Annotated in this window: 21 protein-coding genes; 7 read left to right on the top strand and 14 right to left on the bottom strand. The window is 72.0% G+C overall.

Annotation, left to right across the window (positions count from 1 at the left end):
• Nucleotides 1-157: 157 nt before the first annotated feature.
• The 6 genes from pgl to tkt all read right to left on the bottom strand — a co-directional run bounded on the left by pgl (nucleotide 158) and on the right by tkt (nucleotide 8752).
• On the bottom strand, nucleotides 158-937 hold the full coding sequence (gene pgl / locus FHS29_RS27900; protein ID WP_184695611.1) for a 6-phosphogluconolactonase: 780 nt from the start codon (nucleotides 935-937) through the stop codon (nucleotides 158-160).
• Nucleotides 934-2289, bottom strand: a complete 1356-nt coding sequence (opcA, locus tag FHS29_RS27895; RefSeq protein ID WP_184695610.1) for a glucose-6-phosphate dehydrogenase assembly protein OpcA — start codon at nucleotides 2287-2289, stop codon at nucleotides 934-936. Before opcA ends, pgl begins: the two co-directional genes overlap by 4 nt.
• A complete protein-coding gene (gene zwf / locus FHS29_RS27890; protein WP_184695609.1) occupies nucleotides 2286-3827 on the bottom strand; it encodes a glucose-6-phosphate dehydrogenase in 1542 nt (513 codons plus the stop codon). Before zwf ends, opcA begins: the two co-directional genes overlap by 4 nt.
• A gap of 73 nt (nucleotides 3828-3900) precedes the next feature.
• Complete coding sequence (locus FHS29_RS27885) at nucleotides 3901-5517, bottom strand: glucose-6-phosphate isomerase (protein ID WP_184695608.1); 1617 nt, start codon at nucleotides 5515-5517, stop codon at nucleotides 3901-3903.
• A 5-nt stretch (nucleotides 5518-5522) separates the two neighbouring features.
• A complete protein-coding gene (gene tal / locus FHS29_RS27880) occupies nucleotides 5523-6635 on the bottom strand; it encodes a transaldolase (RefSeq protein WP_184695607.1) in 1113 nt (370 codons plus the stop codon).
• A gap of 23 nt (nucleotides 6636-6658) precedes the next feature.
• Entirely contained in the window at nucleotides 6659-8752 is a 2094-nt protein-coding gene (gene tkt / locus FHS29_RS27875; RefSeq protein ID WP_184695606.1) for a transketolase, read from the bottom strand.
• Between the two features lie 262 nt (nucleotides 8753-9014).
• On the opposite strand from tkt, the gene FHS29_RS27870 reads away from it, so the two are divergent.
• The gene (locus FHS29_RS27870) at nucleotides 9015-9938 is read left to right on the top strand and encodes a heme o synthase (protein ID WP_184695605.1); all 924 of its coding nucleotides are present in this window, start codon (nucleotides 9015-9017) and stop codon (nucleotides 9936-9938) included.
• 206 nt (nucleotides 9939-10144) lie between these two features.
• Here the strand turns inward: FHS29_RS27870 and FHS29_RS27865 are convergent, their stop codons facing one another.
• From FHS29_RS27865 to FHS29_RS27850, 4 genes are all read right to left on the bottom strand, one after another.
• Nucleotides 10145-10732 carry a sigma-70 family RNA polymerase sigma factor gene (locus tag FHS29_RS27865; protein WP_184695604.1) on the bottom strand — a complete coding sequence of 196 codons (588 nt, stop codon included), beginning with the start codon at nucleotides 10730-10732 and terminating at the stop codon, nucleotides 10145-10147.
• A 144-nt stretch (nucleotides 10733-10876) separates the two neighbouring features.
• Nucleotides 10877-11530, bottom strand: a complete 654-nt coding sequence (locus FHS29_RS27860) for an HD domain-containing protein (RefSeq protein WP_184695603.1) — start codon at nucleotides 11528-11530, stop codon at nucleotides 10877-10879.
• Nucleotides 11531-11578: 48 nt separating this feature from the next.
• Nucleotides 11579-12241 (bottom strand): hypothetical protein, encoded by a 663-nt coding sequence (locus tag FHS29_RS27855; protein WP_184695602.1) that lies wholly within the window; start codon nucleotides 12239-12241, stop codon nucleotides 11579-11581.
• A 6-nt stretch (nucleotides 12242-12247) separates the two neighbouring features.
• Complete coding sequence (locus FHS29_RS27850; RefSeq protein ID WP_184695601.1) at nucleotides 12248-13255, bottom strand: hypothetical protein; 1008 nt, start codon at nucleotides 13253-13255, stop codon at nucleotides 12248-12250.
• Nucleotides 13256-13480: 225 nt separating this feature from the next.
• Here FHS29_RS27850 and FHS29_RS27845 point away from each other — a divergent pair, with 225 nt between their 5' ends.
• Entirely contained in the window at nucleotides 13481-14080 is a 600-nt protein-coding gene (locus FHS29_RS27845; protein ID WP_184695599.1) for an FKBP-type peptidyl-prolyl cis-trans isomerase, read from the top strand.
• Between the two features lie 90 nt (nucleotides 14081-14170).
• Here the strand turns inward: FHS29_RS27845 and FHS29_RS27840 are convergent, their stop codons facing one another.
• Both FHS29_RS27840 and FHS29_RS27835 read right to left on the bottom strand, forming a co-directional pair.
• On the bottom strand, nucleotides 14171-15142 hold the full coding sequence (locus FHS29_RS27840; protein WP_184695597.1) for a quinone oxidoreductase family protein: 972 nt from the start codon (nucleotides 15140-15142) through the stop codon (nucleotides 14171-14173).
• A 93-nt stretch (nucleotides 15143-15235) separates the two neighbouring features.
• Entirely contained in the window at nucleotides 15236-16858 is a 1623-nt protein-coding gene (locus tag FHS29_RS27835; protein ID WP_312865133.1) for a DUF885 domain-containing protein, read from the bottom strand.
• Between the two features lie 37 nt (nucleotides 16859-16895).
• Here FHS29_RS27835 and FHS29_RS27830 point away from each other — a divergent pair, with 37 nt between their 5' ends.
• Complete coding sequence (locus tag FHS29_RS27830; protein ID WP_184695593.1) at nucleotides 16896-17183, top strand: hypothetical protein; 288 nt, start codon at nucleotides 16896-16898, stop codon at nucleotides 17181-17183.
• Between the two features lie 128 nt (nucleotides 17184-17311).
• A complete protein-coding gene (locus FHS29_RS27825) occupies nucleotides 17312-18172 on the top strand; it encodes a DcsG N-terminal domain-containing protein (protein WP_184695591.1) in 861 nt (286 codons plus the stop codon).
• A gap of 76 nt (nucleotides 18173-18248) precedes the next feature.
• Here the strand turns inward: FHS29_RS27825 and FHS29_RS27820 are convergent, their stop codons facing one another.
• Together FHS29_RS27820 and FHS29_RS27815 are read right to left on the bottom strand one after the other, a co-directional pair.
• Nucleotides 18249-19826 carry a monocarboxylic acid transporter gene (locus tag FHS29_RS27820; RefSeq protein ID WP_184695589.1) on the bottom strand — a complete coding sequence of 526 codons (1578 nt, stop codon included), beginning with the start codon at nucleotides 19824-19826 and terminating at the stop codon, nucleotides 18249-18251.
• The gene (locus FHS29_RS27815; protein WP_184695587.1) at nucleotides 19823-20230 is read right to left on the bottom strand and encodes a DUF485 domain-containing protein; all 408 of its coding nucleotides are present in this window, start codon (nucleotides 20228-20230) and stop codon (nucleotides 19823-19825) included. The genes FHS29_RS27820 and FHS29_RS27815 overlap by 4 nt, the downstream gene beginning before the upstream one ends.
• Nucleotides 20231-20570: 340 nt before the next feature.
• Between FHS29_RS27815 and FHS29_RS27810 the strand changes: the two genes are divergently transcribed.
• From FHS29_RS27810 to FHS29_RS27800, 3 genes are read left to right on the top strand one after another with little or no spacing between them, the layout of a single operon-like run.
• Complete coding sequence (locus FHS29_RS27810; RefSeq protein ID WP_184695585.1) at nucleotides 20571-23291, top strand: nitrate- and nitrite sensing domain-containing protein; 2721 nt, start codon at nucleotides 20571-20573, stop codon at nucleotides 23289-23291.
• On the top strand, nucleotides 23288-23731 hold the full coding sequence (locus FHS29_RS27805) for a roadblock/LC7 domain-containing protein (protein ID WP_184695583.1): 444 nt from the start codon (nucleotides 23288-23290) through the stop codon (nucleotides 23729-23731). The genes FHS29_RS27810 and FHS29_RS27805 overlap by 4 nt, the downstream gene beginning before the upstream one ends.
• A 7-nt stretch (nucleotides 23732-23738) precedes the next feature.
• The gene (locus FHS29_RS27800; RefSeq protein WP_184695581.1) at nucleotides 23739-24257 is read left to right on the top strand and encodes a DUF742 domain-containing protein; all 519 of its coding nucleotides are present in this window, start codon (nucleotides 23739-23741) and stop codon (nucleotides 24255-24257) included.
• Nucleotides 24258-24289 lie beyond the last annotated feature (32 nt).

Here is a 24289-nt window from a genome sequence, read left to right as displayed (position 1 = left end):
CGGATGGGACGCGGCGGGCACCACAAAGTTGCGAGCGCGAACGTTCCGGCCGGGCGGAACACCCCGGACCCGCCGGAATGACGTGACGTGGATCACTAGTCCGGAAACGGAAAATCGGGCGGTACCGACACGCGGCGCCGCCCGATCCACCGGGATGTCAGGCCAGCGGGGGAGTGAACAGCTCCGGGACCTTGGCCGCCGCAGTCGAGTCGAGCAGCCACAGCGTCCGGCGCTTGCCGAGGGCACCCGCCGCCGGCAGTTGGACCTCGCCCGCGCCGGTCAGCGCCATGGAGACCGCCGCCGCCTTGGCCGCGCCGGTGGTCATCAGCCACACCTCGCGGGCCTGCCGGATGGCCGGCAGGGTGAGGCTCACCCTGGTCGGCGGGGGCTTGGGGCAGTTGCGGACCGCCACCACCGTGCGTTCCCGCTCGTAGACGGCGGGGGAGCCGGGGAAGACGGACGCCGTGTGGCCCTCCTCGCCCACGCCGAGCAGGAGCACGTCGAACGACGGCACCGGGCCGTGGTCCTCCGGCCGGGCCGCCGACGCCAGCACGTCCGCGTAGGCGTCGGCCGCCGCGTCCGGGTCGTCGCCGAACCGGCCGTCGGACGGCTCCACCGGGTGCACCCGGTCCGGGTCCACCGGGACGTGGTCGAGCAGCGCCGACCGGGCCTGGGTCTCGTTGCGCTCCTCGTGCCCGCGCGGCAGGAAGCGCTCGTCGCCCCAGTACAGGTCCACCCGGGACCAGTCCACCGCGTCCCGGGCCGGTGTCATCCGCAGGTGCTCCAGCACCGCGTTGCCGGTCCGCCCGCCGGTCAGCACCAGCGACGCCGAGCCGCGCGCGGTCTGGGCGTCCACCAGCCTGGTCACCAGCCGGGCGGCCGTGGCGGCGGCCAGCAGGTCGCCGTCGCGGTGCACCACCACCTCGGGACGGCTCATGCCTTCGCCCTCGCCCTGGACCTGGCCACCTCGCCGTTGCCGGCCGCCTTGCCCTCGCCGGCCTTGCCCGCCGCCGAGGTGTCCGCCCTGCCCGCCGCCGAGGATCCCTTGACCTTGGCCGCCGACGAGGAGTTCTTGCCCTTGGCCGGGGAACCGGCCTTGCCCGCCGCCGGGGGAGCGGCCTTCGCCGCCGCCGGCGTGCCCGCCTTGCCGCCCGTCGCCGAGGCAGCCTTGCCACCCGCCTCCGACGCGGGTGCCTTGCCACCCGCCTCGGAGGAACCGGCCTTGCCGCCCGCCTGGGACGGGCCCGCCTTGCCGCCCGGACCCGAGGCGTCCGCCTTGCCCGCCACCGACGGGGCGGCTGTCGCGGCAGCCGACGGGGCGGCCTTGGCCGCGGCCGGCTTGCGGACCGCGGAAGCCTTCGTCGGGGTGCGACCGCGCACGACCTTGCCCAACGACTTCAGCGCCAACTCGTACACCTCGTCCGGGTCGAGCCGGCGCAGCTCCTCGGCCAGGCAGTCCCGCAGGTCCCGGCGCTGCAAGGCCACCCGGCGCTCCGGCTGACCGGGTTGGGACAGCGTGCCCACCTTGCCGTCCGGCCGCACCAGCTCCACCACACCGGACCGGCGGACCAGCCGCACGTCCACGATGCCCACGCCGCGCGCCGCCTTGGACCGCTTCACCGGCACCTTCAACGCGCCCGCCAGCCACGCGGCCAGCAGGTCGGTGGACGGCGAGTCGGCCTCGCCGCCGACCTCCGCGTCGGTGACCCTCTCGTACGGCGGCAGGTCGAACGCCGACGCGAGCATCGCCCGCCACAGCGTCAACCTGGTCCACGCCAGGTCGGTGTCGCCCGGCGTGTAGCCGGACTTGCGCTGGTCCAGCGCCTTGATCGGGTTCTTCTCGGCCGCCGCGTCGGTGATCCGGCGCTGCGCGAGCTGCCCGATCGGGTCCTGCGCGGGCACCGCCGGGGCCTCGTGCGGCCACCACGCCACGACCGGGGTGTCCGGCAGCAGCAGCGGCACGACGCACGACGCGCCTTCGTTGGCCAGTTCGCCGTACAGCCGCAGCACGATCACCTCGGACGCGCCCGCGTCGCCGCCGACCCGGATCTGGGCGTCCAGCCGGGGCGCGGCCTTGCGCGCGCCCCGGGCCACCACGATCACCCGGCAGGGGTGTTCGCGGCTGGCGGCGTTGGCCGCGTCCACGGCGACCTCGGTCTTCGCGCCGTCGTCGGTGACGATGACCAGCGTGAGCACCCGGCCGAGGGTGACCGCGCCGCCCTCCTCGCGCAGCTGCACGAGCTTGGTGTTGACCTGTGACGTGGTGGTCGAGGGCAGGTCGATGATCACGGACGCCTCCAGTGCCTACCGGTGCGGGCCAGCATCTCGTCCGCCGACGCCGGGCCCCAGGTCCCCGCCTTGTACTTCTCCGGCTCGCCGGAGCCCTCCCAGTGCCGCAGCACCGGGTCGAGGATCTCCCAGGACAGCTCGACCTCGTCGTTCTTCGGGAACAGCGACGGCTCGCCGAGCAGCACGTCCAGCAGCAGCCGCTCGTAGGCCTCGGGGGACGACTCGGTGAACGCGTGGCCGTAGCCGAAGTCCATCGTGACGTCCCGGACCTCCATGGTGTTGCCGGGCACCTTGGAGCCGAACCGGATGGTCACGCCCTCGTCCGGCTGCACCCGCACCACCAGGGCGTTCTGCCCCAGCTCCTCGGTGGCGGTGTCGTCGAACGGCAGGTGCGGCGCGCGCTTGAACACCACGGCCACCTCGGTGACCCGGCGGCCCAGCCGCTTGCCGGTGCGCAGGTAGAACGGCACGCCCGCCCAGCGCCGGGTGTTGATCTCGCAGGTGATGGCGGCGTAGGTCTCGGTCTTGGAGTCCTTGGCGAAGCCGCCCTCCTCCAGCAGGCCGGGCACCTTCTGCCCGCCCTGCCAGCCGCCCGTGTACTGGCCGCGCGCGGTGGTCTCGCCGAGCGGGCCGACCGGCTTGGTCGCGGACAGCACCTTGACCTTCTCCGCGCGCAGGTCGGACGGCCGGAACGAGACCGGCTCCTCCATCGCGGTCAGCGCGAGCAGCTGGAGCAGGTGGTTCTGGATCACGTCCCGCGCCGCGCCGATGCCATCGTAGTAGCCCGCGCGCCCGCCCAGGCCGATGTCCTCGGCCATGGTGATCTGCACGTGGTCGACGTAGTTGGCGTTCCAGATGGGTTCGTAGAGCTGGTTGGCGAAGCGCAGCGCCAGGATGTTCTGCACCGTCTCCTTGCCGAGGTAGTGGTCGATGCGGAACACCGACTCCTCGGGGAAGACGTCGTTGACGATCTTGTTGAGCTGCCGGGCGCTGGCCAGGTCGTGCCCGAACGGCTTCTCGATGACGACCCGCCGCCACTGGCCGGGGTTGTCGGTGGGCGGCGTGGCCAGGCCGGCGCGCTTGAGCTGGTTGACCACCGTGGTGAACGCGCTGGGCGGCACCGACAGGTAGAACGCGTGGTTGCCGCCGGTGCCGCGTTCGCGGTCCAGGTCGGAGATGGTGGTGGCCAGCGTGTCGAACGCGGTGTCGTCGTCGAAGGTGCCCTGGACGAACCGGATGCCCTCGGCGAGCTGGTCCCAGACCTCCTGCCGGAACGGCGTGCGGGCGTGCTGCTTGACCGCCTCGTGCACGACCTGCATGAAGTCCTGGTCGGCCCAGTCGCGCCGGGCGAAGCCGACGAGCGCGAAGCCCGGCGGCAGCAGACCCCGGTTGGCCAGGTCGTAGATGGCGGGCATGAGCTTCTTGCGCGACAGGTCGCCGGTCACGCCGAAGATCACCAGGCCGCACGGCCCGGCGATGCGCGGCAGCCGCTTGTCGCGCGCGTCCCGCAACGGGTTGCGCTTGGTCGGTGCCGTCATCGCCCCTCCTCGCCGTGCCCGCCGGACGGCCGACGGCGCCGTGCCGCGTCGGACGGTGATCTCGTGGACCCGGTCACGAACCGTCCTCCTGGATGGCCTCGACGAGCTGCGCGAGCCCGGCGACGCGGTCGGTCAGGTGCAGCCGCAGCACCGGTCGCCCGCGCTCGGCCAGCACCTGGCCGTCGCCCAGCGCCTGCGCCAGTTGCAGCGTGCCCAGGTCGTACGGGCGGCCCGGCACGTCCAACGACGCCTCGGACGCCCCGGTGAGCTGGAGGTACACGCCGTTCTGGTGGCCGCCCTTGTGGTACTGGCCGGTGGAGTGCAGGAAGCGCGGGCCCCAGCCGAACGTGGTCTGGAGGTGCGAGCGCTGCGCCAGCTCCGGCCGGACCAGCGCGAACGACGCGTCGTCCAGCCGGTCCAGGTAGGCCTGCACGGACAGGTAGCCGTGCGAGGGCGCGGCCGCGACCAGCGCCTTGAGCGCGTCGGCGACCGTCTTCACGTTCCCGGACAGCCAGCCCTCGCTCGGGTACACCTCGATCGGACCGTCCACGAACGCCGGTGTCGCCGCGGACGCGGTCGGGGCGTCCAGGAGCGACCGGGCGGCCTTCTTCGCGGCCTCCACGTCGGGCTGGTCGAACGGGTTGATGTCCAGCACGCGGCCCACCAGCGCGGTCGCGTACTCCCACACCAGGAACTGCGCGCCGAGCCTGCCCTCCACGGCGAGCGACGACGAGCCGGTGGCCGGTCCGATCGCCACGGTCGTGGCGTCCGAGCGGGCGTCCACGAACCCGGGCGCACCGGGGCCCTCGACCACGACCGGCAGCAGGCCGGTGCCGTTCTTGCCGGTGGACTCGGCGATCAGCTGCTCGGCCCAGTCGCCGAGACCGGCGATGCCCGAGCCGGTGTCGGCGAGCACGATCTTCTCCGCGCCGTGCGCGTGCGCCACCGCGAAGATCGCCGCCAGCACCACGGCCGGGTTGTCCGGCGAGTCGACCGACACCAGGGGAGCGGCCGCGGCGGCGTCGTCCAGCAGGCCGGCGACGTCCGCGCCCGCCAGCCCGGACGGCACCAGGCCGAACGCGGTCAGCGCCGAGTACCGGCCGCCCACGTGCGGGTCGGCCAGGAACACCTTGCGGTAGCCCGCCTCGCGGGACGCGGCCTCCAGCGGCGAGCCGGGGTCGGTCACCACCACGATCCGGGACGCCGCGTCGATGCCCGCGGCGGCGAACGCGGCCTCGAAGATCCGGCGGTGGCTGTCGGTCTCCACGGTGCCGCCCGACTTGGACGACACCACCAGCACGGTCCGCCGGAGGTCGCCCGCCAGCGCGTCGGCCACCTGTCCGGGGTCGGTGGTGTCCAGCACCACCACCGGCACCCCCGCGGTGCCGGTGATCACCTCGGGCGCGAGCGACGAGCCGCCCATGCCCGCGAGCACCACCCGGTCCACGCCCTCGGCGAGCAGTTCCGCGCGCAGCGCCTCGATCTCGGCGACCAGCGGGCGGGACGTCTCGTGCAGCGCGGTCCAGGCGAGTCGGATGGACGCCTCGGACTCCGCGTCGGGACCCCACAGCGTGGCGTCGCCTGCGGTGAGCTTGCTCGCCACCCGGTCCGCGACCAGGTCGCCCACGACGGTGGCGACCTGGTCCTCGTTCGGCGAGCGGACGATCTCCACGGAGACCACCTCGGTCATGTGTTTCAGTCCTTAGCCTGGTTCAGTTGTCCGGTCACCGTGTCCAGCAGTTCCGCCCAGGACTTCTCGAACTTGTCGACGCCCTCGGTCTCCAGCACGATGAACACGTCGTCGAGGTCGATGCCGATTTCGGTCAGCCCGTCGAAGACCTGCTGCGCCTGGGCGGCCCGCCCGGTCACGGTGTCACCGGTGATCCTGCCGTGGTCGGCGACCGCGTGCAGCGTCTTCTCCGGCATCGTGTTGACCGTGTCGGCCACCACCAGCTCGTCGACGTACCGGGTGTCGGAGTAGGCCGGGTCCTTCACGCCGGTCGACGCCCACAGCGGGCGCTGGGCGCGGGCGCCCTCGGCGGCCAGCGCGTCCCAGCGCTCGCCCCGGAACGTCTCCTGGAACGCCGCGTACGCCAGCCGGGCGTTCGCGATCGCGGCCCGGCCGCGCAGCTCCTTGGCGCGCGGGGTGTCCAGCGCGTCCAGCCGCTTGTCGATCTCGGTGTCCACCCGGGACACGAAGAACGACGCCACGGAGTGGATGCCGCGCAGGTCGTGGCCGTTCGCCTTGGCCTGCTCCAGGCCGGCGAGGAACGCCTCCATCACGTGCCGGTAGCGCTCGACGGAGAAGATCAGCGTCACGTTCACGCTGATGCCCTCGGCCAGCACCTTGGTGACCGCGGGCAGGCCCTCGACCGTGGCCGGGATCTTCACCAGCAGGTTCGGCCGGTCCACCGCCTTGGCCAGGTCCAGCGCCTCGGCGATGGTGGCCTCGGTGTCGTTGGCCAGGCGCGGGTCGACCTCGATCGACACCCGGCCGTCCACGCCGCCGGTGGACTCGTAGAGCGAGCGGAACAGGTCGCACGCGTGGCGCACGTCGGACGTGGTGATCTCGCGGACCGCCGCGTCGGTGTCCGCGCCGCGCGCGACCAGTTGGCGGACCTGCTCGTCGTAGGACTCGCCCTTGGCCAGGGCGGCGGCGAAGATCGTCGGGTTCGTGGTCACGCCGACCACGTGGTGGTCGGCGATCAGGCCGGCGAGGTTGCCGGAGTTGAGCCGCTCGCGGGACAGGTCGTCCAGCCAGATCGACACCCCGGCTTCACTCAGCGCGGCCAGTGGGTTGGCACTCATGGTGGTCATCTCCCCTTGCGGTTCTAGCGGACCTTGGCCAGCGACCGGCGGGCCGCCGCGACGACGTCCTCGGTGGTGAAGCCGAACTCGCGGAACAGCGTCTGGTAGTCGGCCGAGGCGCCGAAGTGCTCGATGGACACGATCTCGCCGGCGTCGCCGACGAACCGGTACCACGGCTGGGCGATGCCCGCCTCCACCACGACCCGGGCCTTCACCGACGACGGCAGCACCGACTCGCGGTAGGCCTCGTCCTGCGCGTCGAACCACTCGACGCTGGGCATCGACACCACCCGGGTGGCCACGCCCTCGGCCTCGAACACCTTCCGGGCCTCGGCCGCGACCTGGAGCTCGGAGCCGGTGGCGATCAGGATCAGCTCGGGCTCGCCGTCGCCGGACAGCACGTAGCCGCCCTTCTTGACGCCCTCGGTGGCCTTCTCCCTGGTGCCCTCCAGCACCGGCAGGTTCTGCCGGCTGAGCGCGAGGCCGACCGGGCCCTCGGTCTGCTCGATGGTGGCGCGCCAGGCGGCGGCGGTCTCGTTCGCGTCGCCGGGGCGGACCACGGACAGGCCGGGGATGGCGCGCAGCGCGGCCAGGTGCTCGATCGGCTGGTGCGTCGGGCCGTCCTCGCCCAGGCCGATGGAGTCGTGCGTCCACACGTAGGTGACCGGCGACTTCATCAGCGCGGCCAGCCGCACGGCCGGGCGCATGTAGTCGGAGAACACCAGGAACGTGCCGCCGTACGGGCGGGTCGGGCCGTGCAGCGCGATGCCGTTGAGGATCGAGCCCATCGCGTGCTCGCGGACGCCGAAGTGCAGCGTGCGGCCGTACGGGTTGGCCTGCCACATCTTGGTGGAGATCGCCTCGGGGCCGAACGAGTCGGAGCCCTTCATCGTGGTCAGGTTGCTCTCCGCGAGGTCCGCCGAGCCGCCCCACAACTCCGGCAGCACGGACGCCAGCGCGGTCAGCGTCTCGCCGGACGCCTTGCGGGTCGGCACGCCCTTCGCGTCCGGCTCCCACGACGGCAGCACGTCCGTCCAGCCCTGCGGCAGCTCGCGCGCCACCAGCCGGTCGAACAGCGCCTTGCGCTCCCCGTTCGCCGACGCCCACGCGTCGAACGACTCCTGCCACTCGGCCTTGGCCGCCTCGCCGCGCTTGACGACCTCGCGCGCGTGCGCGAGCACCTCGTCGGCGACCTCGAAGGTCTGCTCCGGGTCGAACCCGAGGATCCTCTTGACCTCGGCGACCTCGTCGGCGCCCAGCGCCGCGCCGTGCGCCGCACCGGTGTTCTGCTTGTTCGGCGCGGGGAAGCCGATGATCGTGCGGAGCAGGATGAACGAGGGGCGCCGGGTCTCCGCCTTGGCCTTCTCCAGCGCGTCCAGGATGCCCGCGACGTTCTCGCCGCCCTCCACGACCTGAACGTGCCAGCCGTAGGCCTCGTAGCGCTTCGCGGTGTCCTCGGACAGCGCGATCGTGGTGTCGTCCTCGATGGAGATCTTGTTGTCGTCGTAGATCACCGTGAGGTTGCCGAGCTTCTGCGTGCCCGCGAGCGAGGACGCCTCGGACGTCACGCCCTCCTCGATGTCGCCGTCGGAGGCGATCACGAAGATGTGGTGGTCGAACGGGCTGTCACCCAGGGGGGTGTCCGGGTCGAACAGGCCGCGCTCGCGGCGCGCGCCCATCGCCATGCCCACGGCGGAGGCCAGCCCCTGGCCCAGCGGGCCGGTGGTGATCTCCACGCCGGGGGTGTGCCGGTGCTCGGGGTGGCCGGGGGTGCGGGAGCCCCAGGTGCGCAACGCCTTGAGGTCGTCCAGCTCGACGCCGAAGCCGGACAGGTAGAGCTGGATGTAGAGGGTGAGGCTGGAGTGCCCGGCGCTGAGCACGAACCGGTCGCGACCCACCCAGTCGGGGTCGGCGGGGTCGTGCCGCATGACGCGCTGGAACAGCGTGTAGGCGAGCGGTGCGAGGCTCATCGCGGTGCCGGGGTGGCCGTTGCCGACCTTCTGCACGGCATCGGCGGCCAGGACGCGGGCCGTGTCTACGGCGCGCCGGTCGAGCTCCGTCCAGTCGTCGGGCAGATGGGCCTCGGTCAGCCGGGTGATGTCATCGGTGACGGACACGGACTTCCAGCTCCAGTCTCACGTAGGCGGCGGTGTTCGACGGGGGTTTCTCAATCGATCCCGTCAGGCCCGATCCGCGGTTTTCCCTCGTCCGCCGGCCAGCCTAGTCGGCTGGTCCGACCCTCGTGCTGCCAACGCTCCGTGGATGTGCGCACAGGGGATGCGAACAGGTCTGCGGTCCCGTTCAGACGTACCCGAACGGGCTGCGTTTCCAACACGCGGTTACGATCTGCGCATCCCCCCGTCCCGACCGAGGAGTGCGATGAGTGCCGTCAGCGAGCTTCCGGCGCGGTCGCCCCGACAGGTCGTCGGCGCGTACGTCGCACTGACCAAGCCCCGTGTCATCGAACTGCTGCTGATCACCACGATCCCGGCGATGCTGCTGGCCGCCCGCGGCCTCCCGCCGCTGTGGCTGATCGCGTGCACCCTGGCGGGTGGAACGCTGGCGGCGGGCTCGGCGAACGCGCTGAACTGCTACGTCGACGCGGACATCGACTCGGTGATGAAGCGGACCGGTGCGCGGCCGTTGGCCCGCAACGCCATCCCGCCGCGCAACGCGCTGATCTTCGGCGTGGTCCTGGGTGTCGTCTCGTTCCTGTTCCTGTGGATGACGACGAACCTGATCTCGGCGGTGTTCGCGGTCGCCACCATCCTGTTCTACATCTTCGTCTACACCCTGGTCCTCAAGCGCCGCACGTCGCAGAACATCATCTGGGGCGGCATGGCCGGCTGCATGCCGGTCATCATCGGCTGGTCCTCGGTGACCGGGACAGTGGCGTGGCCGGCCCTGGTGATGTTCGGCGTGATCTTCTTCTGGACCCCGCCGCACACCTGGGCGCTGGCGATGAAGTTCAAGGAGGACTACGCGCGGGCGGGCGTGCCGATGCTGCCGGTGGTGGCGACGGCGCAGCAGGTGACGCGGCAGATCGTCATCTACTCCTGGGTCACCGTCGTGTGCACCCTCCTGCTGGCCCCGGTGACGTCGTGGATCTACGTGGCCGTGGCGGCTTTGTCGGGCGTGTGGTTCGCGGTGTTCGCACACCGGCTGCACGGTGTCGTGCGCCGTGGCGGTTCGACGAACACGATGAAGTTCTTCCACATGTCGAACCTGTACCTGATGCTGGTGTTCTGCGGCCTCGCGGTCGACGCGGTCGTCGGGCTGCCGGTCCTCGGCTGGCCCTTCTAGGCCCCGATCTCCCGGCCACCGGCACCGCGGTGACCGGGATCGTGTCCGGTGCGCTCCTGTTCCTGCCGGGTCGCTGCTCGTGCCGGGTCGCTATCCGCTGGGGCCGCTTCTGCTGGTTGCTTCTGTCGTCGGGTCACTGCTGCTGTCGGGCTGCTTCTCCGGGCGGGCTTCGGTCACGGCGCCGGGCTCGCCCCGGCGTCCGGCGGTCAGTGCGAGACCAACTGCTCGGCCAGCACCTTCCGCAGCCGCGTCAACGCCCGGTGCTGAGCCACCCGCACCGCCCCCGGAGTCGACTCGACCGCCTCGGCGGTCTCCTCCGCCGACAACCCCACCACCACGCGCAGCAGCAGGATCTCCCGCTGCTTGGGCGCCAGCACGTCCAACAGCCGAGACATCTCCTCGGAGAGCTCCCCGCGCAGCAACAGCAGCTCCGGTCCGGCCTCGGTCACCGGCCCGTCCGGCACGTCGGCCACCGGGTCGACCCGGTTCCGGGCGCCGTAGCGGTGGGCGTCGGCGACCTTGTGCGCCGCGATCCCGTACACGAAGGCCAGGAACGGCCGGCCCTGGTCCTGGTAGCGGGGCAGCGCCTTCAGCACCGCCAGGCAGACCTCCTGCGCCACGTCGTCCGCCGACACCACGGATCCGCCCAGCCGCGCCCGGCAGTACCGCAGCACCGCCGGGCGGACGGCCCGGAGCAGGAGTTCCACCGCGTCCCGGCTGCCGGCCACCGCCGCGGCCACCACCTCGGGCCCGACCGTCTCCCTTAACGGAACCGTCCTGTCGTCTGCGAACACCACCGCGCACCTCCAGCCCCCGCCGCGGCGCCCACCGCGACTTCAACCGGGTGACGTGCACTGTGCGTGATTATTACGCGAGCATTCGGATTAATTTGGTGTGACTTTCGGACCAACTTCGGCCGGATGAGGTTTGAGGTTCGCTCAGGACACCTCGGCCAGTAGTCGATCCACGGTCGGATCGTTCAACGATTCTACGATGCACTGCCACAGCTCCAGATTCGCGGTGGCCCACCGCGAGTACGTCGCGGCCGCTTCCGAGTCGTAGAAGTAGTAGCCGTCGTCCTGCTTGGCCTGCTGCTCGCCGACGATCTTGTGCGCCAGCTCGCGCAGCGTGATCCCGTTCTCCTCCAGGTACTTCGGCGCGAGCACGACCGGCGTCACCGGCAGGGCCTTGAACAGGGTGTCCGCGTCGGACAGCGCCTGCGCCTCCAGCGAGATGTGCCGGTGCCGGGTGCGCATCTCGGCTTCCTCCACCACGGCGTCGACCCGGGACGCCACGTCGTCCGGCACGCCCGCGCCGGCCAGGATGGACAGCCGCAGCTGCCGCCCGTCGACCGGCAGCGAGTTCCGGCGGACCATGTAGTTCACGTCGTGGACCAGGGCGGCGACCTCGACCAGGGCCACGTCCGCGCCGTTGCGCCGGGCGAAGCCGACCGCCTTGTCCCGCACGAAGCTGACGTGGTGCCAGCCGTGGAACTGGAGCTTCGCCGCCAGGGTGCGGCACAGCCGCCCCACCTCGTGCTCCACCGCGCGGACCGCCCGCGCGCTGACCGTCGGTGCCGAGACCGTGCTCATTGGACCCTCCCGTGCCGGGTGGGCCGATGGTAGGGCGTGCCCGAGAGATCAGGTGCCGGAACGCTGGAGCGTCCTCGCCAGCTCCTCCAGCCTGGACTCCACCGGCACGTGCCGGTGGCTGGTCCGGGTGTCCGGGTCGAACGACAGGCTCCACGGGTTCACCGCGCGGCTCTTGACCAGGAACGTCAGCGTGTCGTCCGTCGCCTTCGGAATGCGGTGGAACTCGTGCGCCAGCATCGTCCCGGAATCGCCCCGGTGCGCCTGGGTGCTGCGCAGCAGGGTGGTGTCCCGGATGGACCGGCCGTCCTCCGCGAGCCGCACGGTGAAGCGTTCGTGCAGGTAGGAGCCTGTCAACAGGATCGTGCAGAAGTGGTAGCGGTGGTTGTGGATCGAGTCGGCGTAACCCCGCCGCCAGTCCCGCTGCGGTTTGTACTCGTGCAGCCAGAAGGTGAACGGCTCGGCCGGCTCGTCCCGCAGGCACCACGCGAAGTGCGTGGTCGTCTCCCGCGATCTGGCGATCACCCGCATCTCCTCCTGCGGGGTGAGGGCGCCCAGGTAGGCGCGCAGTCCTTCCTGGAGCCCGGGCCGCCCCGCCCAGTCGTGGAACCGTCCGGCGACATGTCCCCAGTGGTCGACGACAGGGCGGTCGGCCACGGAGATGGCGGTGGCCAGCTCCGTGACCGCGGAGTGCCCGGCGTACTCGGTCGACACGGCTTATCAGCTCCCCAACTGAGCGGACGCGGAGAATTCCCGGCGGAACCGGTGGAATTTGTCCTCGAGCGTGCGGAAACCTTCTTGGGACAGCGCCGAACCGGTGATCCGCTCGAACAGCACCAGGAAGTCGCCGCGTGTGGTGCGCGGTGTGATGACGGCGTGCAGCCCTGCCTTGGAATTGCTGATGCGCAAGAACTCCGCGCGTTCCATCCCGTAGACGAACGAGCCCTCGGAGAACCGGAGCGTGCGCGGGTACAGCCGCACGACGCCCGCGCTGGTGTTGCTGTACAGCGTGAGCCAGGCGCTGTCGTCGAACAGCTCCAGCCGGTCCAGCGGCGGGTCGGACACGATCGTCAGGTCGATCCGCGAGCACCGGCTGCGCGCCAGGAACAGCCCGACCAGGCCGATCGAGATCTGCTCGCGCAACCGGTCCACGATGGTGTCGTAGTCGCCGTCCGCGCCCTCGTGCCGCAGCAGGTAGCGGGCCCGCCCGCTGATCGCGTCCTCGTCCCGGGGGTCCGCCAGCACGGCCCTGAGCTCGCACTCCGACTGCGACAGCAGCAGCCGGCAGGCCGCGTACCGGCCCGCGAAGCCGCGGAACCCGTACAGCCGGGTGCGCTCCAGGTCCTGCATCATCAGCTGGTTGAACGCCGGGTCGGGTCGGGCGGTGGGCTCGAACACGTGGCTGGGGAAGAACTCGCGGTCCAGCGCCCGGTACTCGGCGGTGAGGTCGCGCAGCGCCTTGCGGCTCTCCTCCACCACCGGCGTGATCAGCGCCCGCTGCGCCGCCGAACTGGTGATCAGGGTCTGCCCGAAACCGACCACGGCGGAGATCATGGTGCCGGTGGCGATCGCCGTGACGAAGTTGCGCGGCAGGCCCTGGCCCATGGTGCCCGAAATGGCCAGACCGGCTGCGGACGTCACGACGAGGATCAGCAGGAGCAACCCGGTCCTGGTCCAGAACAATTCCTGCAACAGGTTGCCGCGTTCGCCCCCGGGCTCCGCGGACACAGTGGTGTCACCTCCTCGGCGGGCACCCGAAAGGCCGAATGCCATCGGTATCCGATCAAGTGCGCGGAGTTACTGTACGCTCGGGTGCCGAACTGCGGAAGCGGTAATTAGTGGCACATTTGCGGATTAATTCCGAGATCGACAGCAGCGCACCGTGATCGGCGTTGCGCCTGCCGGTGGGCCTGGCGGTACGGCGTCCGGGGACGCCCCATAAGCTTCGCCACCATGCGTACTGTCGGCCGTACGGCCCTGGCCCTCGTGTCCCTGTTGTCCGCCGGACTGGCGCTGACCGCGTGCACCGCGAGCGACCGGCCGTCCACCATGACCAACACCCCGTCGCCGACGGCGTCCGTGGCGAGCGGGCAGCCCAGCGAGCAGCAGGCCACCGAGCAGCTGCCCGAGCCGAGCGGCCCGCCCTGCGAGGCGACCCAGTACCAGGTGACCGGCGAGCCGGGCGCGAAGCCGACCATCACCGTGCCCACCGGGTGCACGCCGCAGGACGGCCTGCTGGTCAAGGACCTCACCGAGGGCACCGGCGCGGACATCAAGGCGGGCTCGACCGCCGAGCTGCACTACGTGCTGGCGACGTTCCGCGACCGCAAGACCCGGGAGGCGTCCTGGGACCGGGGCAAGCCGCTGGAGGTGGCCAACATCGGGCAGGCCAGGGTCATCCAGGGCTGGAACGAGGGCCTCATCGGCCTGAAGGAAGGCGGGCGGCGGCTGCTCGTCGTGCCGTCCGACAAGGGCTACCCGGACGGCCAGGGCGCCATCCAGCCCGGCGAGACGCTGGTCTTCGTGATCGACGCCGTCAAGGTGCAGGGCTGAGCCTTCCCCGTTGACCGACAAGGGGCCCCGGCACGCACCGGGGCCCCTGCGCACGTCACGGCGAGCACGACGAGCAGGTCACGGGCAGCGTCACGGGATGAGCAGCAGCTTGCCCGTGGTCCGCCGCCCCTCCAGGTCCTCGTGCGCCTTGCGGGCGTCCGCCAACGGGTAGCGCCCGCCGACCCGCACGTTCAGCGACCCGTCCACGACCGCCCCGAACAACTCGCCCGCACGCCACTCCAACTCCTCGCGGGTGGCCGTGTACGCGCCCAGCGACGGCCGGGTCAGGTACACCGAACCCGCCTGGTTGAGCCGCTGCGGGTCCACCGGCGGCACCGCCCCGCTGGACGCGCCGAACAGCACCAGGTAGCCGCGCCGGCGCAGGCTCGCCAGACTGCCGTCGAACGTGGCCGCGCCCACCCCGTCGTACACCGCCGCGACACCCTCGCCGCCGGTCAGCTCCCGCACCCGCGGCGCGAAGTCGACCTGGTCGTACCGGATCACCTCGTCCGCGCCGGCCTCCCGCGCCAGCGACTCCTTCGCCTCGGTGGACACCGTGCCGATCACCCGCGCACCGCGTGCCTTGGCCAGCTGCACCAGCAGCAGCCCCACCCCGCCGGCCGCCGCGTGCACCAGCACCGCGTCGTCCTGCCGCACCGGGTAGGTGGACGCCACCAGGTAGTGCGCGGTCAGGCCCTGCAACAGCAGCGCCCCCGCCGTGTCGTCGTCCACGCCGTCCGGCACCGGCACCGCGTCCGAAGCCTTCACCAGCGCCTGCTCGGCGTAGCTGCCCAGCGACGCCGACCACGCCACCCGGTCGCCGACCGCGAACCCCGAGACGTCCGGACCCAGCGCGGCCACCCGTCCCGAGCCCTCCAGACCGATGCCGAACGGCAGCGGCAGCGGGTAGCGGCCCTCGCGGTGGTAGGTGTCGATGTAGTTCACGCCCGCCGCCGCCACGTCCACCAGCAGCTCACCCGCGCCCGGCGTCCGGGGCTCGACGTCGCCGAACTCCAGCACCTCGGGCCCGCCGGTCGCGCGCACCACCACAGCCTTGGGCATGTCCCAGTCCTCCGTACGTTCCGTCGGTTCCGCTTCAGGCCAACTCTCGCGCACCGCGCCCTGTTCCGCGTCCCACGGACCGGGAGCGCGGGATCAACGGCCGAGCGCGATCCGGCGCGCCAATCCCAGCGGCAGCGCACCGGACCCGGCGACCTTGTCGTGGAACTCCCGCTGCGTGCCGGTGAACTCGTCCCGGATCCGCTCGATCTCCAGCGCGCCGGTCAGGTACGAGGGGGCCTGGGTGGGCCACGCGCAGTACCGGGTCACCTCGCCCTGGGCCGTGCCCGGCGTCAGCGAGGCCTTGGTGGTCATGAACCGCTCGGCCTCGTCGGTGCTCATGTCGCCGCAGTGCAGCGCGGTGTCCACGATCATCCGGGCGGCGCGGAACAGCCGTGCCTCGACGTGCGCGAGCTCCTGCGCGCGCGCCTTCTCCGCGTCACCGACGGCCTCCGCGCTGAAGTAGCCGTGCTCGCGCAGCAACTTCTCCGCGTACAACGCCCACCCCTCGGAGAAGTAGGGCGTGCGGAACACCTTGCGCACCGGCCGGTTCTGCGCGGCCAGCCACGACAGGTGCCAGTGGTGGCCGGGGTAGGCCTCGTGCACGGCGATCGACGCGAGCTGGGCGCGCGAGTTCGTGCGCAGCCGCTGCCTCACCTCTTCGGGCGTGAAGTGGTCCGGCGGCGACGGCACGAAGAAGTGCCCGACCCGGTCGGAGGTCAGCGGCGGCGGCGACATGTACGACGCGACGGCCAGCACCGGCCGCTGGAACGTCGGGGAGGGCACCACCCGGCACTCCTCGCCCTCGGCCAGCGTCACCAGCCCGTGCTCGACCAGGAACGCGCGGGCGCGCCGCGTCTCCACCTCGTACTCCGCCCGCATGGCCTCCGGCGTCGGCGGGTGGTCCTCCTGGAGCCCGAGCATCACCGCGTGCCAGTCGTCCGAACCGGCCAGCGCCCGCATCTCCGCGTCCAGCTCGGCGTACGCGGCCTTGCCCCGTTCGTGCAGCTCGGCCGCCCCGTAGCCGAGCATCTCCTGCTCCCGCAGGAGCGTCGAGTAGAGCTCCTCGCCCATCCGCCAGTCACCGGTGGCCGTCCGGGCGAACCGCTCCAGGAAGTCCGCGAGCCGGTCGAACGCGGCGGCGGCCGGCTCGGCGGCGTCCGCCACCTTGGCCCGCAGACCGGGGTCGCCGACCTCGGCGGGCAGCGTCCTGGTCAGGAACGCGCGGCCGGTCTTCGCCTGGGCGGCGGCCCGTTCCACGATCTTCGGCGAGGCGAGCCCGGCGTCGAGGTTCGCCTCGCACGAGGCCAGCAGCGCGGGCACCTCGGCGAGCCGGGCGATCACGCCGTCCACCAGCTCGGGCTCGGGTCGCAGCCGGTTGAGGAACGCGGTGAACAGCGGGAAGAGGACGGCCGAGGTGTAGACGGACGGGTCGCGCCGCCACGCGGGCCAGCCGGACTTCGCCCGGTGGCCGCGCAGGACGGAGATCACCAGGTCCCGGTCGACGGACTCCTCCAGGTCGTCGGTCCGGACGGCGGTGAACCGCTCGAGCCAGCCGGCGGCCTCCCGGTCGTAGTCGGCGAACGCCTGCGCGCTGAAGTCGCCGAGGGTGTGGTCGTGCTTGAGCGAACCGAGCATCGCGGCTGTGCCGGGCGTGCGGTCGAACTGCCAGGAGAGGAATTCGTCGACCAGTCGGGTCAGTGTCGTGGTTTCGGTCACGTGCACGGAAGTTACCCGCAGGTTCTAGTCTGGCGGAGTGGCTGAGGAGAAGAAGATCGGCGCAGCGGTGAAAACGGCGACGGCGTTCGTGGCGACCCACGGCAAGCCCGCCCGGGCCGTGGTGGAGAACATCGGCAGGGCCGGCGCACGCGTGGTGCTGGTCGGCGACGACGGCGCGATGGGCGACGTGTTCCTGCCCGACGTGGCGACGGCGGAGGCCGTGGTAGCCGCGGTACCGGACCTGGAACCGCACGAGTGGGACCGCGAGACCACCGCCGCGGTGAAGATCGGCCCCGCTCACCGCCGCAAGATGGCAGGTCGCTGACCAGCGGCCACCCGACTCGTCGCGGACCCGGTCGAGGGCAGTGGCCGACCTCCGGGCGCTTTCCCGCCCGCGTCGCCGGAGGCGACCGGCACGGGGCGGGGTGGGCCGGGCGGGTTGTCTAGGCTGCGGTGGTGAAGGTTCTTCTCGCCACCTGTGCCTCCCTCCCCTCCGGTGACGGGGACGACGACGTCCTGATCGACGCCCTGGCCGAGGTCGGGGTGGCGGCGTCGTGGTCGGTGTGGGGGTCGGGGGAGTCCGCCGACCTGGTGATCCTGCGGTCCACCTGGGACTACCCGGAGCGGTTGGCGGAGTTCCGCGACTGGGCCGCGTCGGTGCCGGTGCTGGCCAACCCGGCGGTCGTCGTGCCGTGGAACACCGACAAGTCGTACCTGGTGGACCTGGCCGGTGCCGGGGTTCCGGTGGTGCCCACTTCCGTTGTCACGCCCGGCTTCGCCGACTGGCCCGACGGCGAGTTCGTGGTCAAGCCCGCGGTCGGCGCCGGGTCGCGAGGGGCGTTGCGGGTCGCGGCCGGGGACTTCGGGGCCGCTTCGGCACATCTCGACGCCCTCGGCGTGCCCGCGCTGGTGCAGCCGTACCAGGCCACCGTGGACGCCCTGGGGGAGACGGCGCTGGTGTTCCTCGGCGGCCAGTACTCGCACGCCTTCACGAAGGGGGCGATGCTGACGCCGGAGGCCGAGTACGACGAGTCCGGGCTGTTCATCGTGGAACGGTTGGCCGGGGCGTCGCCGTCCGGGGCCCAGCGGCGGGTCGCGGAGGACGCGCTCGACGCCGCCGCCGGTCTGCTCGGGTTGCGGCGCAACGACTTCCTCTACGCGCGGGTCGACCTGGTGTCCGGGGTCGACGGCGCTCCGCTGCTGCTGGAGCTGGAGCTGGTCGAGCCGTCCCTGGGTTTCCGGCAAACCGACGCGTCGGCCCCGCTGCGGTTCGCGTCGGCGGTCCGGGCGGCGCTGAGCGCCCGGGTGGCCTAGGGACCGCCCACCGAACGGGCGGCCGCCGGGGAATCCGAGTCCGGGCAGGTCCGGTTCCCCGGCCGGTCGCCCCGCCCTACCGGAGCCCGGAGCCGATCCCGGTCAACGAACGGACCTCCATCTCGGCCTGCTTCGCCGGATCCGCCGTCTCCTTGCTCAGCAGCGTGCCCAGCCACCCGCACAGGAACGAGAACGGGATCGACACCAGTCCCGGGTTGCCCAGCGGGAACCAGGCGAAGTCCACATCGGGCAGGATCGACGTCCTGGCCCCGGACACCGCGGGCGAGAAGGCGATCAGCACGACGCACGACCCCAACCCGCCGTAGATCGCCCACAGCGTCCCGTTGGTGTTGAAGCGCTTCCAGAACATCGAGTAGATGATCGTGGACAGGTTCGCCGACGCCGCCAGCGCGAACGCGAGCGCCACCAGGAACGCCACGTTCTGCCCGTTCGCCGCGATACCGCCCGCGATGGCCAGCAACCCCACCGCCACGGCGGTCAGCCGCGCGACCCGGACCTCCGACCGCGGATCGGCGGCCCCGCGCTTGATCACGTTCGCGTACACGTCGTGCGCGAACGACGCCGAAGCCGTCAACGTCAACCCGGCCACCACCGCCAGGATCGTCGCGAACGCCACCGCGCACACGATCCCCAGCAGCACCGCGCCGCCGACCCGGAACGCCAGCAGGGGCGCGGCCGAGTTCTCGCCGCCCGGCGCGTCCTGGATCGTCTCCGACCCGACCAGGGCCAGCGCACCGAAGCCGATCACCAGCGTGCACAGGTAGAACGTCGCCATCATCCAGGTCGCCCACACCACCGAGCGCCGCGCCTCGCGCGCGTTCGGCACGGTGTAGAACCGCATCAGCACGTGCGGCAGCGACGCGGTGCCCAGCACCAGGGCCAGCGCCAGCGAGATGAAGTCCAAGCGCGACAGCGCGGACTCGCCGTACCGCACGCCCGGCTCCAGCAGCTCCGGACCGAGCGGCGTGTTGCGGGTCGCCGTCTCCAGGATCGCGGACAGGCTGAAGCCGAACTTGCCCAGCAGGAACACCGTCATCAGGGTCACGCACAGGATCAGCAGCACGGCCTTGATGATCTGCACCCACGTGGTGCCCTTCATGCCGCCGACCAGCACGTACATCACCATGACGATGCCGACCACGGCGATCACGACCGCCTGGCCGCCCTTGGTGTGCACGTCCAGCAACAGCGCCATCAGCGCGCCCGCGCCCGCCATCTGCGCGATCATGTAGAACAGCGAGATCACCAGCGTGACGTTCGCCGCCGCCGCCCGCACCGGGCGCTGCCGCATCCGGAACGCCAGCACGTCGCCGAGGGTGAACCGGCCGGTGTTGCGCAGCCGCTCCGCGATGATCATCAGGCCCATCAGCCAGGACACCACCCAGCCGATGGAGTACAGGAAGCCGTCGTAGCCGTTGACCGCGATGCTGCCCGAGATGCCCAGGAACGACGCGGCGGACAGGAAGTCGCCGGACAGCGCGATCCCGTTCTGCGCGCCGGTGAAGCTGCTGCCCGCCGCGTAGTAGTCGGACGCGCTGGCGTTGCGCGAGCCCACCTTGTAGACCACGAAGAGGGTGATCAGCACGAAGACGGCGAACACGCCCAGGTTGATCGCGGTGTTGCCGCCGGTCACGCGCGTTCCTCCGCGGTGAGCGCCCGGACGGCGGCGACCTGCGGGTCCAGCCGGCGGCGGGCGTAGCGGGAGTACAGCAGGGTCAGCCCGATGGTGGTGACGAACTGCAGCAGCCCGAACACCATGCCGACGTTGATCATGCCGTACACCTTCGCGCCCATGAACTCCGGCAGGTACGCCGAGAGCGCCACGTAGCCGAGGTACCAGGCCAGGAACCCGAGGGTCGCGGGCAGCACGAACACCGCGGTGCGGCGGCGCAGCTCGCGGAAGTCGGCGCTGTCCCGGATCGCCGCGTAGTCCGGCCGGCCCGCCTCGTCGACCAGCAGGGGCGGTCCCGGCTCCTCGAAGGTCGCGAAGCCGCGGGCACGTCCGGGATCCGTCGGGGGCAGGATCGCCTTCGCCATCAATCCTCCACGGGGGATGCGCCTTCTCCACCGCAGGGGGAACGCGGCCGGGCGAGCGATCAGCCTAACCGCGCCGGGCCCCCAGTCAACGGTGGACTTCTCGCTCCCGCCGACCGCCGCCGATCCGTTCCGGCAGCTCATGTCCGTGCCGGACGGCGGTCGCGGAGCGATCATCACCGTGCGTGCCTGAGCCGAACGGATGAGCACATGCGCCGAGGTCGTTGTCGTGGCCCGGAACTGGACCTAGTATCGCGCCACAGCATCCGCCGCCCGCCGTGCATTCGCGCAGGTGTCGATGTGCTTGGTGGATCAACTACTCGACACTTCCGGGACTTGTCTGGTGACTGGCGACAACAGCGCGCGCTGGCCGTGGTGGGGTGCTGTCGCGGACTGGCGCAACTGGCGCCTTCCGGTCAAGCTCGCCGCCGTGCTCGCCGTGCCGGTGATCGTCGCGGTCGGCGCGGGCGTGGTGCAGATCCGCGGTTACGTCCGGGCGTCGGACGGCTACACCGCCATGCAGCGCATGGTCACCCTGCGCACCGGGCTCGATCCGCTGATCGCCGCGGTGCAGGCGGAACGGGCAGCCGCCGCCCGGCGCGCGGAGGACGCCGGCGTGAACCCGCGCCGGTTCGCGGAGCTGGTGCGGACCACCGACACCGCCGCCGCCGGCGTGCGGAACCTGATGGAGCGCACCACGTCCCTCGGCGCGGTCGCGCTCACCCGGTTCCAGGACGTCGACGTGCAGCTCGACGGCCTGCCGCAGCTGCGCGACCGGGTGCTGGCCGGCAGCGTCGACCTGACCAGCTCGATCGGCGGCTACACCGTGGTGCTGCGCGCCCTGCTGGACTTCGACCAGGCGATGGTCGGCGACTTCGGCGACCCGGCGCTGTCCGGCACCGCCACCGCCCTGCACAACATCGCCATGGCGGGGGAGCAGGTGTCCTGGCAGCACGCCACCGTGCTCGCCGCGATCAGCCGGGGATCGCTGCCGCTCGACGAGAAGACCATGCTGGAGCAGTCCTGGACGCGCCAGCAGGACAAGTTGGCCGACTTCTCCGCGGTGGCCACCCCGCAGCAGCAGGCCGACTACAGCGCCACCGTCGCGGGCGAGGCCGTGGAAGCCCGCAACAGCCTGCTGCTGCAGATCCGGATCGACCCGGACACCGTGCAGCGCGGCCAGGTGGACGCCGACACCTGGCACAGCGGCTCGGTGGGTACCGCCAAACAGCTCGAAACCGTGCTGCGGGGCCTGGAGAACCAGCTGAAGCAGACCTCCACCCGGCTCCAGGAGGAGACCAGCGACCGGGCGGGCCTGGCGTCGGTGGTGCTGCTCGCCTCGCTGTTCCTGGCGGCGGCGGTCGGCTTCTTCGTCGGCCGGAACCTGCTGCGCTCGCTGCGCGCCCTGCGGATCGCCGCCCTCGACGTGGCCCAGCACCGGCTGCCCACCCTGGTCGCCCAGCTGCGCGAGAACGCCGCACCGGACGTCACCGTCGAACCGGTGCCCGTGCACACCACGGACGAACTCGGCCAGCTGGCCCGCGCGTTCGACGCGGTGCACCGGCAGGCGGTCAGCTCGGCCACCGAGCAGGCGGAGCTGCGCACCGGTATGCGCAACGCGTTCATCAACCTGTCCCGCCGCAGCCAGGGCCTGGTGGAGCGGCAGCTTCGGCTGATGGAGGAGCTGGAACGGCAGGAGGAGAACCCCGAGCAGCTGGCGAGCCTGTTCAAGCTGGACAACCTGGCCACCCGGATGCGCCGCAACAACGAGAACCTGATGGTGCTCTCCGGCAGCGACATGGCCCGCCGCTTCACCCGGCCGGTGGCGCTGGCCGACGTGCTGCGCGCCGCCGGGTCCGAGATCGAGCAGTACCAGCGGGTCGTCGTCCAGGCCACCCCGGCGGTCGAGGTGGTCGGCTACGCGGCGGGCGACCTGGTCCGGCTGGTGGCCGAACTGATGGACAACGCCACCACGTTCTCGCCGCCGTCGGCCCGGGTCGTGGTCGGCGGCCGGGCCCGTCCCGGCGGCGGTGTGCTGGTCGACGTGCTCGACGTCGGCGTCGGCATGTCCGAGGAAGACCTGGCGGAGGCCAACCACAAGATCGCCCTGGCCGCCGCCGACGACTCGGCCGAGCTGCCGGTGTCCCGCCAGCTCGGCCTGTACGTGGTCGGCAGGCTCGCCGGCCGGCACGGCATCCAGGTCGCCCTGCGCGAACAGGGCGAGGGCATCCGCGCCGTCGTGGCGCTACCCGCCGAACTGGTGCGCGCGGTCAACGCCCCGGCCGGCCGGCCCACCCCGACCGGTGCGACTGCCGCCGCTCCGACTGCCGTCCGTCCCGCCCCCGTCACGGCGAAATCCGCCGTTGCCGCCGCGGCCACTGCTGCGAAGACCTCGGCCGGCGCCAAGCACGCCCGTCCCGTGCCCGCCCCGACCGCCGCCACACCCCGCGAGGACGACTGGGCGTCCTTCCGCGGTCGCACGGTCGAACCCGCCCCGACCGCCCCCTCGGCGTTCGGCGGGTTCGTCGCACCACCCGCACCGGCCTCCGCGACCGGCGCACCCCGCCCCACCGCCAACGGGGCGACCTCGGCCAACGGGGTCGCCGCCCGCGGAACCGTCCCCGACGGGACGACCTCCGGAACCGGCGCACCGACCTCCGCGAACGGTGCGCCGGCTCCCGCGCACGGATCGCCGACCCCGGCGACACCCCGACCCGGATCGACGTGGTTCACCGGCCCGCGGGTTCCCCCGGCACCAGGTTCACCCGTGTCCTCGGAACCCTCACGCCACCGAGCCGTTGAACAGGGGGACCCCGGGCACGTGCCGGTGCCCGGGCAAGGGCTTCAGGGGGAGGCTCCGGTGCAGGAGGACAACGCGGAACTGCCCAAGCGGCGGCCGCGCTCGAACCTGGTCGCCGAACGGCCGGGCGCACCCGACGCGGTGGCACCCGTCCGGCGGGATCCGAACGCGACACGCGGATTCCTGGCGAGCTACCAGACCGGCGTCCGGCAAGGTGTGAAGGACTCCGGTGAGAACCGAACGGGGCGGGAGAGCACAACATGAGCGGGCAGAGGTCACGGCAGGTGGACCGGTTCGGCTGGCTGGTGAGCAACTTCGCCGAACGGGTGCCCGGTGTCGCCCATGCCGTGGTGATCTCCGTGGACGGCTTGCTGCTCACCGCGTCCAACGGTCTGCCCGAGGACCGGGCGGAGCAGCTGTCCGCGATCGCGGCGGGGGTCGCCAGCCTCACCGAGTCGGCCGCGCGCTGCTTCGACGGCGGCGGCGTGCTGCGCTCGGTGATCGAGATGCAGTACGGCATCATGCTGCTGATGTCGATCAGGGACGGTTCCTGCCTGGCGGTGCTGGCCGCGCCGGACGCCGACGTCGGCCAGGTGGCCTACGAGATGACCGTGGTGGTGGAACAGGTGGGACAGCTGCTCACCCCCGAGCTGCGCGCGCAGCTGCACGGGGCGAAACGGATGATGGCCCGCCCGTCGGCGTGAGGTGGTCATGAGCCAGGACGACGAGCCCGTCGAGCAGACGTTCGCCGATCTGCTCAACGGTTTCAGCCTGGGCTCCGGGTCCGGCCGGCGCAGGGCGGAACGCCGCCCGGAGCCGGACCCGGAGGACCAGCCGACCCGTCCGCACCAGGCATTCCAGGACGAGGAGGCGGACTTCGGCTTCCCGCGCGAGGAGGCTGCGTCGATCGTGCGGGCCTACTCGTGGACGGGCGGCCGGACCACGTCGTCGCTCCAGCTGGAGGTCGAGACGCTCGTCTCGGCGGTCGGCCGGGACCAGCCGGGCGCCCTGGAGTCGGAGTACCACGAGGTCATCGGCCTGGTGGACCACCCGCGCTCGGTCGCGGAGGTCGCCGCCCTGCTCCGGCTGCCGCTGGGCGTGGCCAAGGTCCTGCTGGGCGACATGGCCGAACGCGGCCTGATCGACGTGCACGAGTCCGCGTCCGCCGACGGCGAACAACCCGATCTCGGCCTCATGGAGCGCGTGTTGGCCGGCCTCCGGCGCCTCTGACTGCCTACTATGGCTTCAGTGTCGACCGAAGC

Origin of the sequence: Saccharothrix tamanrassetensis, assembly GCF_014203665.1 — a bacterium.
Classification (GTDB): domain Bacteria; phylum Actinomycetota; class Actinomycetes; order Mycobacteriales; family Pseudonocardiaceae; genus Actinosynnema; species Actinosynnema tamanrassetense.
Note: the sequence above shows the minus strand (reverse complement) of the source record. Positions and strands in the feature narration are given on the sequence as shown.

Excerpts from the sequence above, each read along its gene's own strand:
- pgl (WP_184695611.1), bottom strand. The coding sequence starts at position 937 with ATGAGCCGTCCCGAGGTGGTGGTGCACCGCGACGGCGACCTGCTGGCC.
- zwf (WP_184695609.1), bottom strand. The coding sequence starts at position 3,827 with ATGACGGCACCGACCAAGCGCAACCCGTTGCGGGACGCGCGCGACAAG.
- FHS29_RS27885 (WP_184695608.1), bottom strand. The coding sequence starts at position 5,517 with ATGACCGAGGTGGTCTCCGTGGAGATCGTCCGCTCGCCGAACGAGGAC.
- tal (WP_184695607.1), bottom strand. The coding sequence starts at position 6,635 with ATGAGTGCCAACCCACTGGCCGCGCTGAGTGAAGCCGGGGTGTCGATC.
- FHS29_RS27870 (WP_184695605.1), top strand. The coding sequence starts at position 9,015 with ATGAGTGCCGTCAGCGAGCTTCCGGCGCGGTCGCCCCGACAGGTCGTC.
- FHS29_RS27860 (WP_184695603.1), bottom strand. The coding sequence starts at position 11,530 with ATGAGCACGGTCTCGGCACCGACGGTCAGCGCGCGGGCGGTCCGCGCG.
- FHS29_RS27845 (WP_184695599.1), top strand. The coding sequence starts at position 13,481 with ATGCGTACTGTCGGCCGTACGGCCCTGGCCCTCGTGTCCCTGTTGTCC.
- FHS29_RS27840 (WP_184695597.1), bottom strand. The coding sequence starts at position 15,142 with ATGCCCAAGGCTGTGGTGGTGCGCGCGACCGGCGGGCCCGAGGTGCTG.
- FHS29_RS27815 (WP_184695587.1), bottom strand. The coding sequence starts at position 20,230 with ATGGCGAAGGCGATCCTGCCCCCGACGGATCCCGGACGTGCCCGCGGC.
- FHS29_RS27805 (WP_184695583.1), top strand. The coding sequence starts at position 23,288 with ATGAGCGGGCAGAGGTCACGGCAGGTGGACCGGTTCGGCTGGCTGGTG.
- FHS29_RS27800 (WP_184695581.1), top strand. The coding sequence starts at position 23,739 with ATGAGCCAGGACGACGAGCCCGTCGAGCAGACGTTCGCCGATCTGCTC.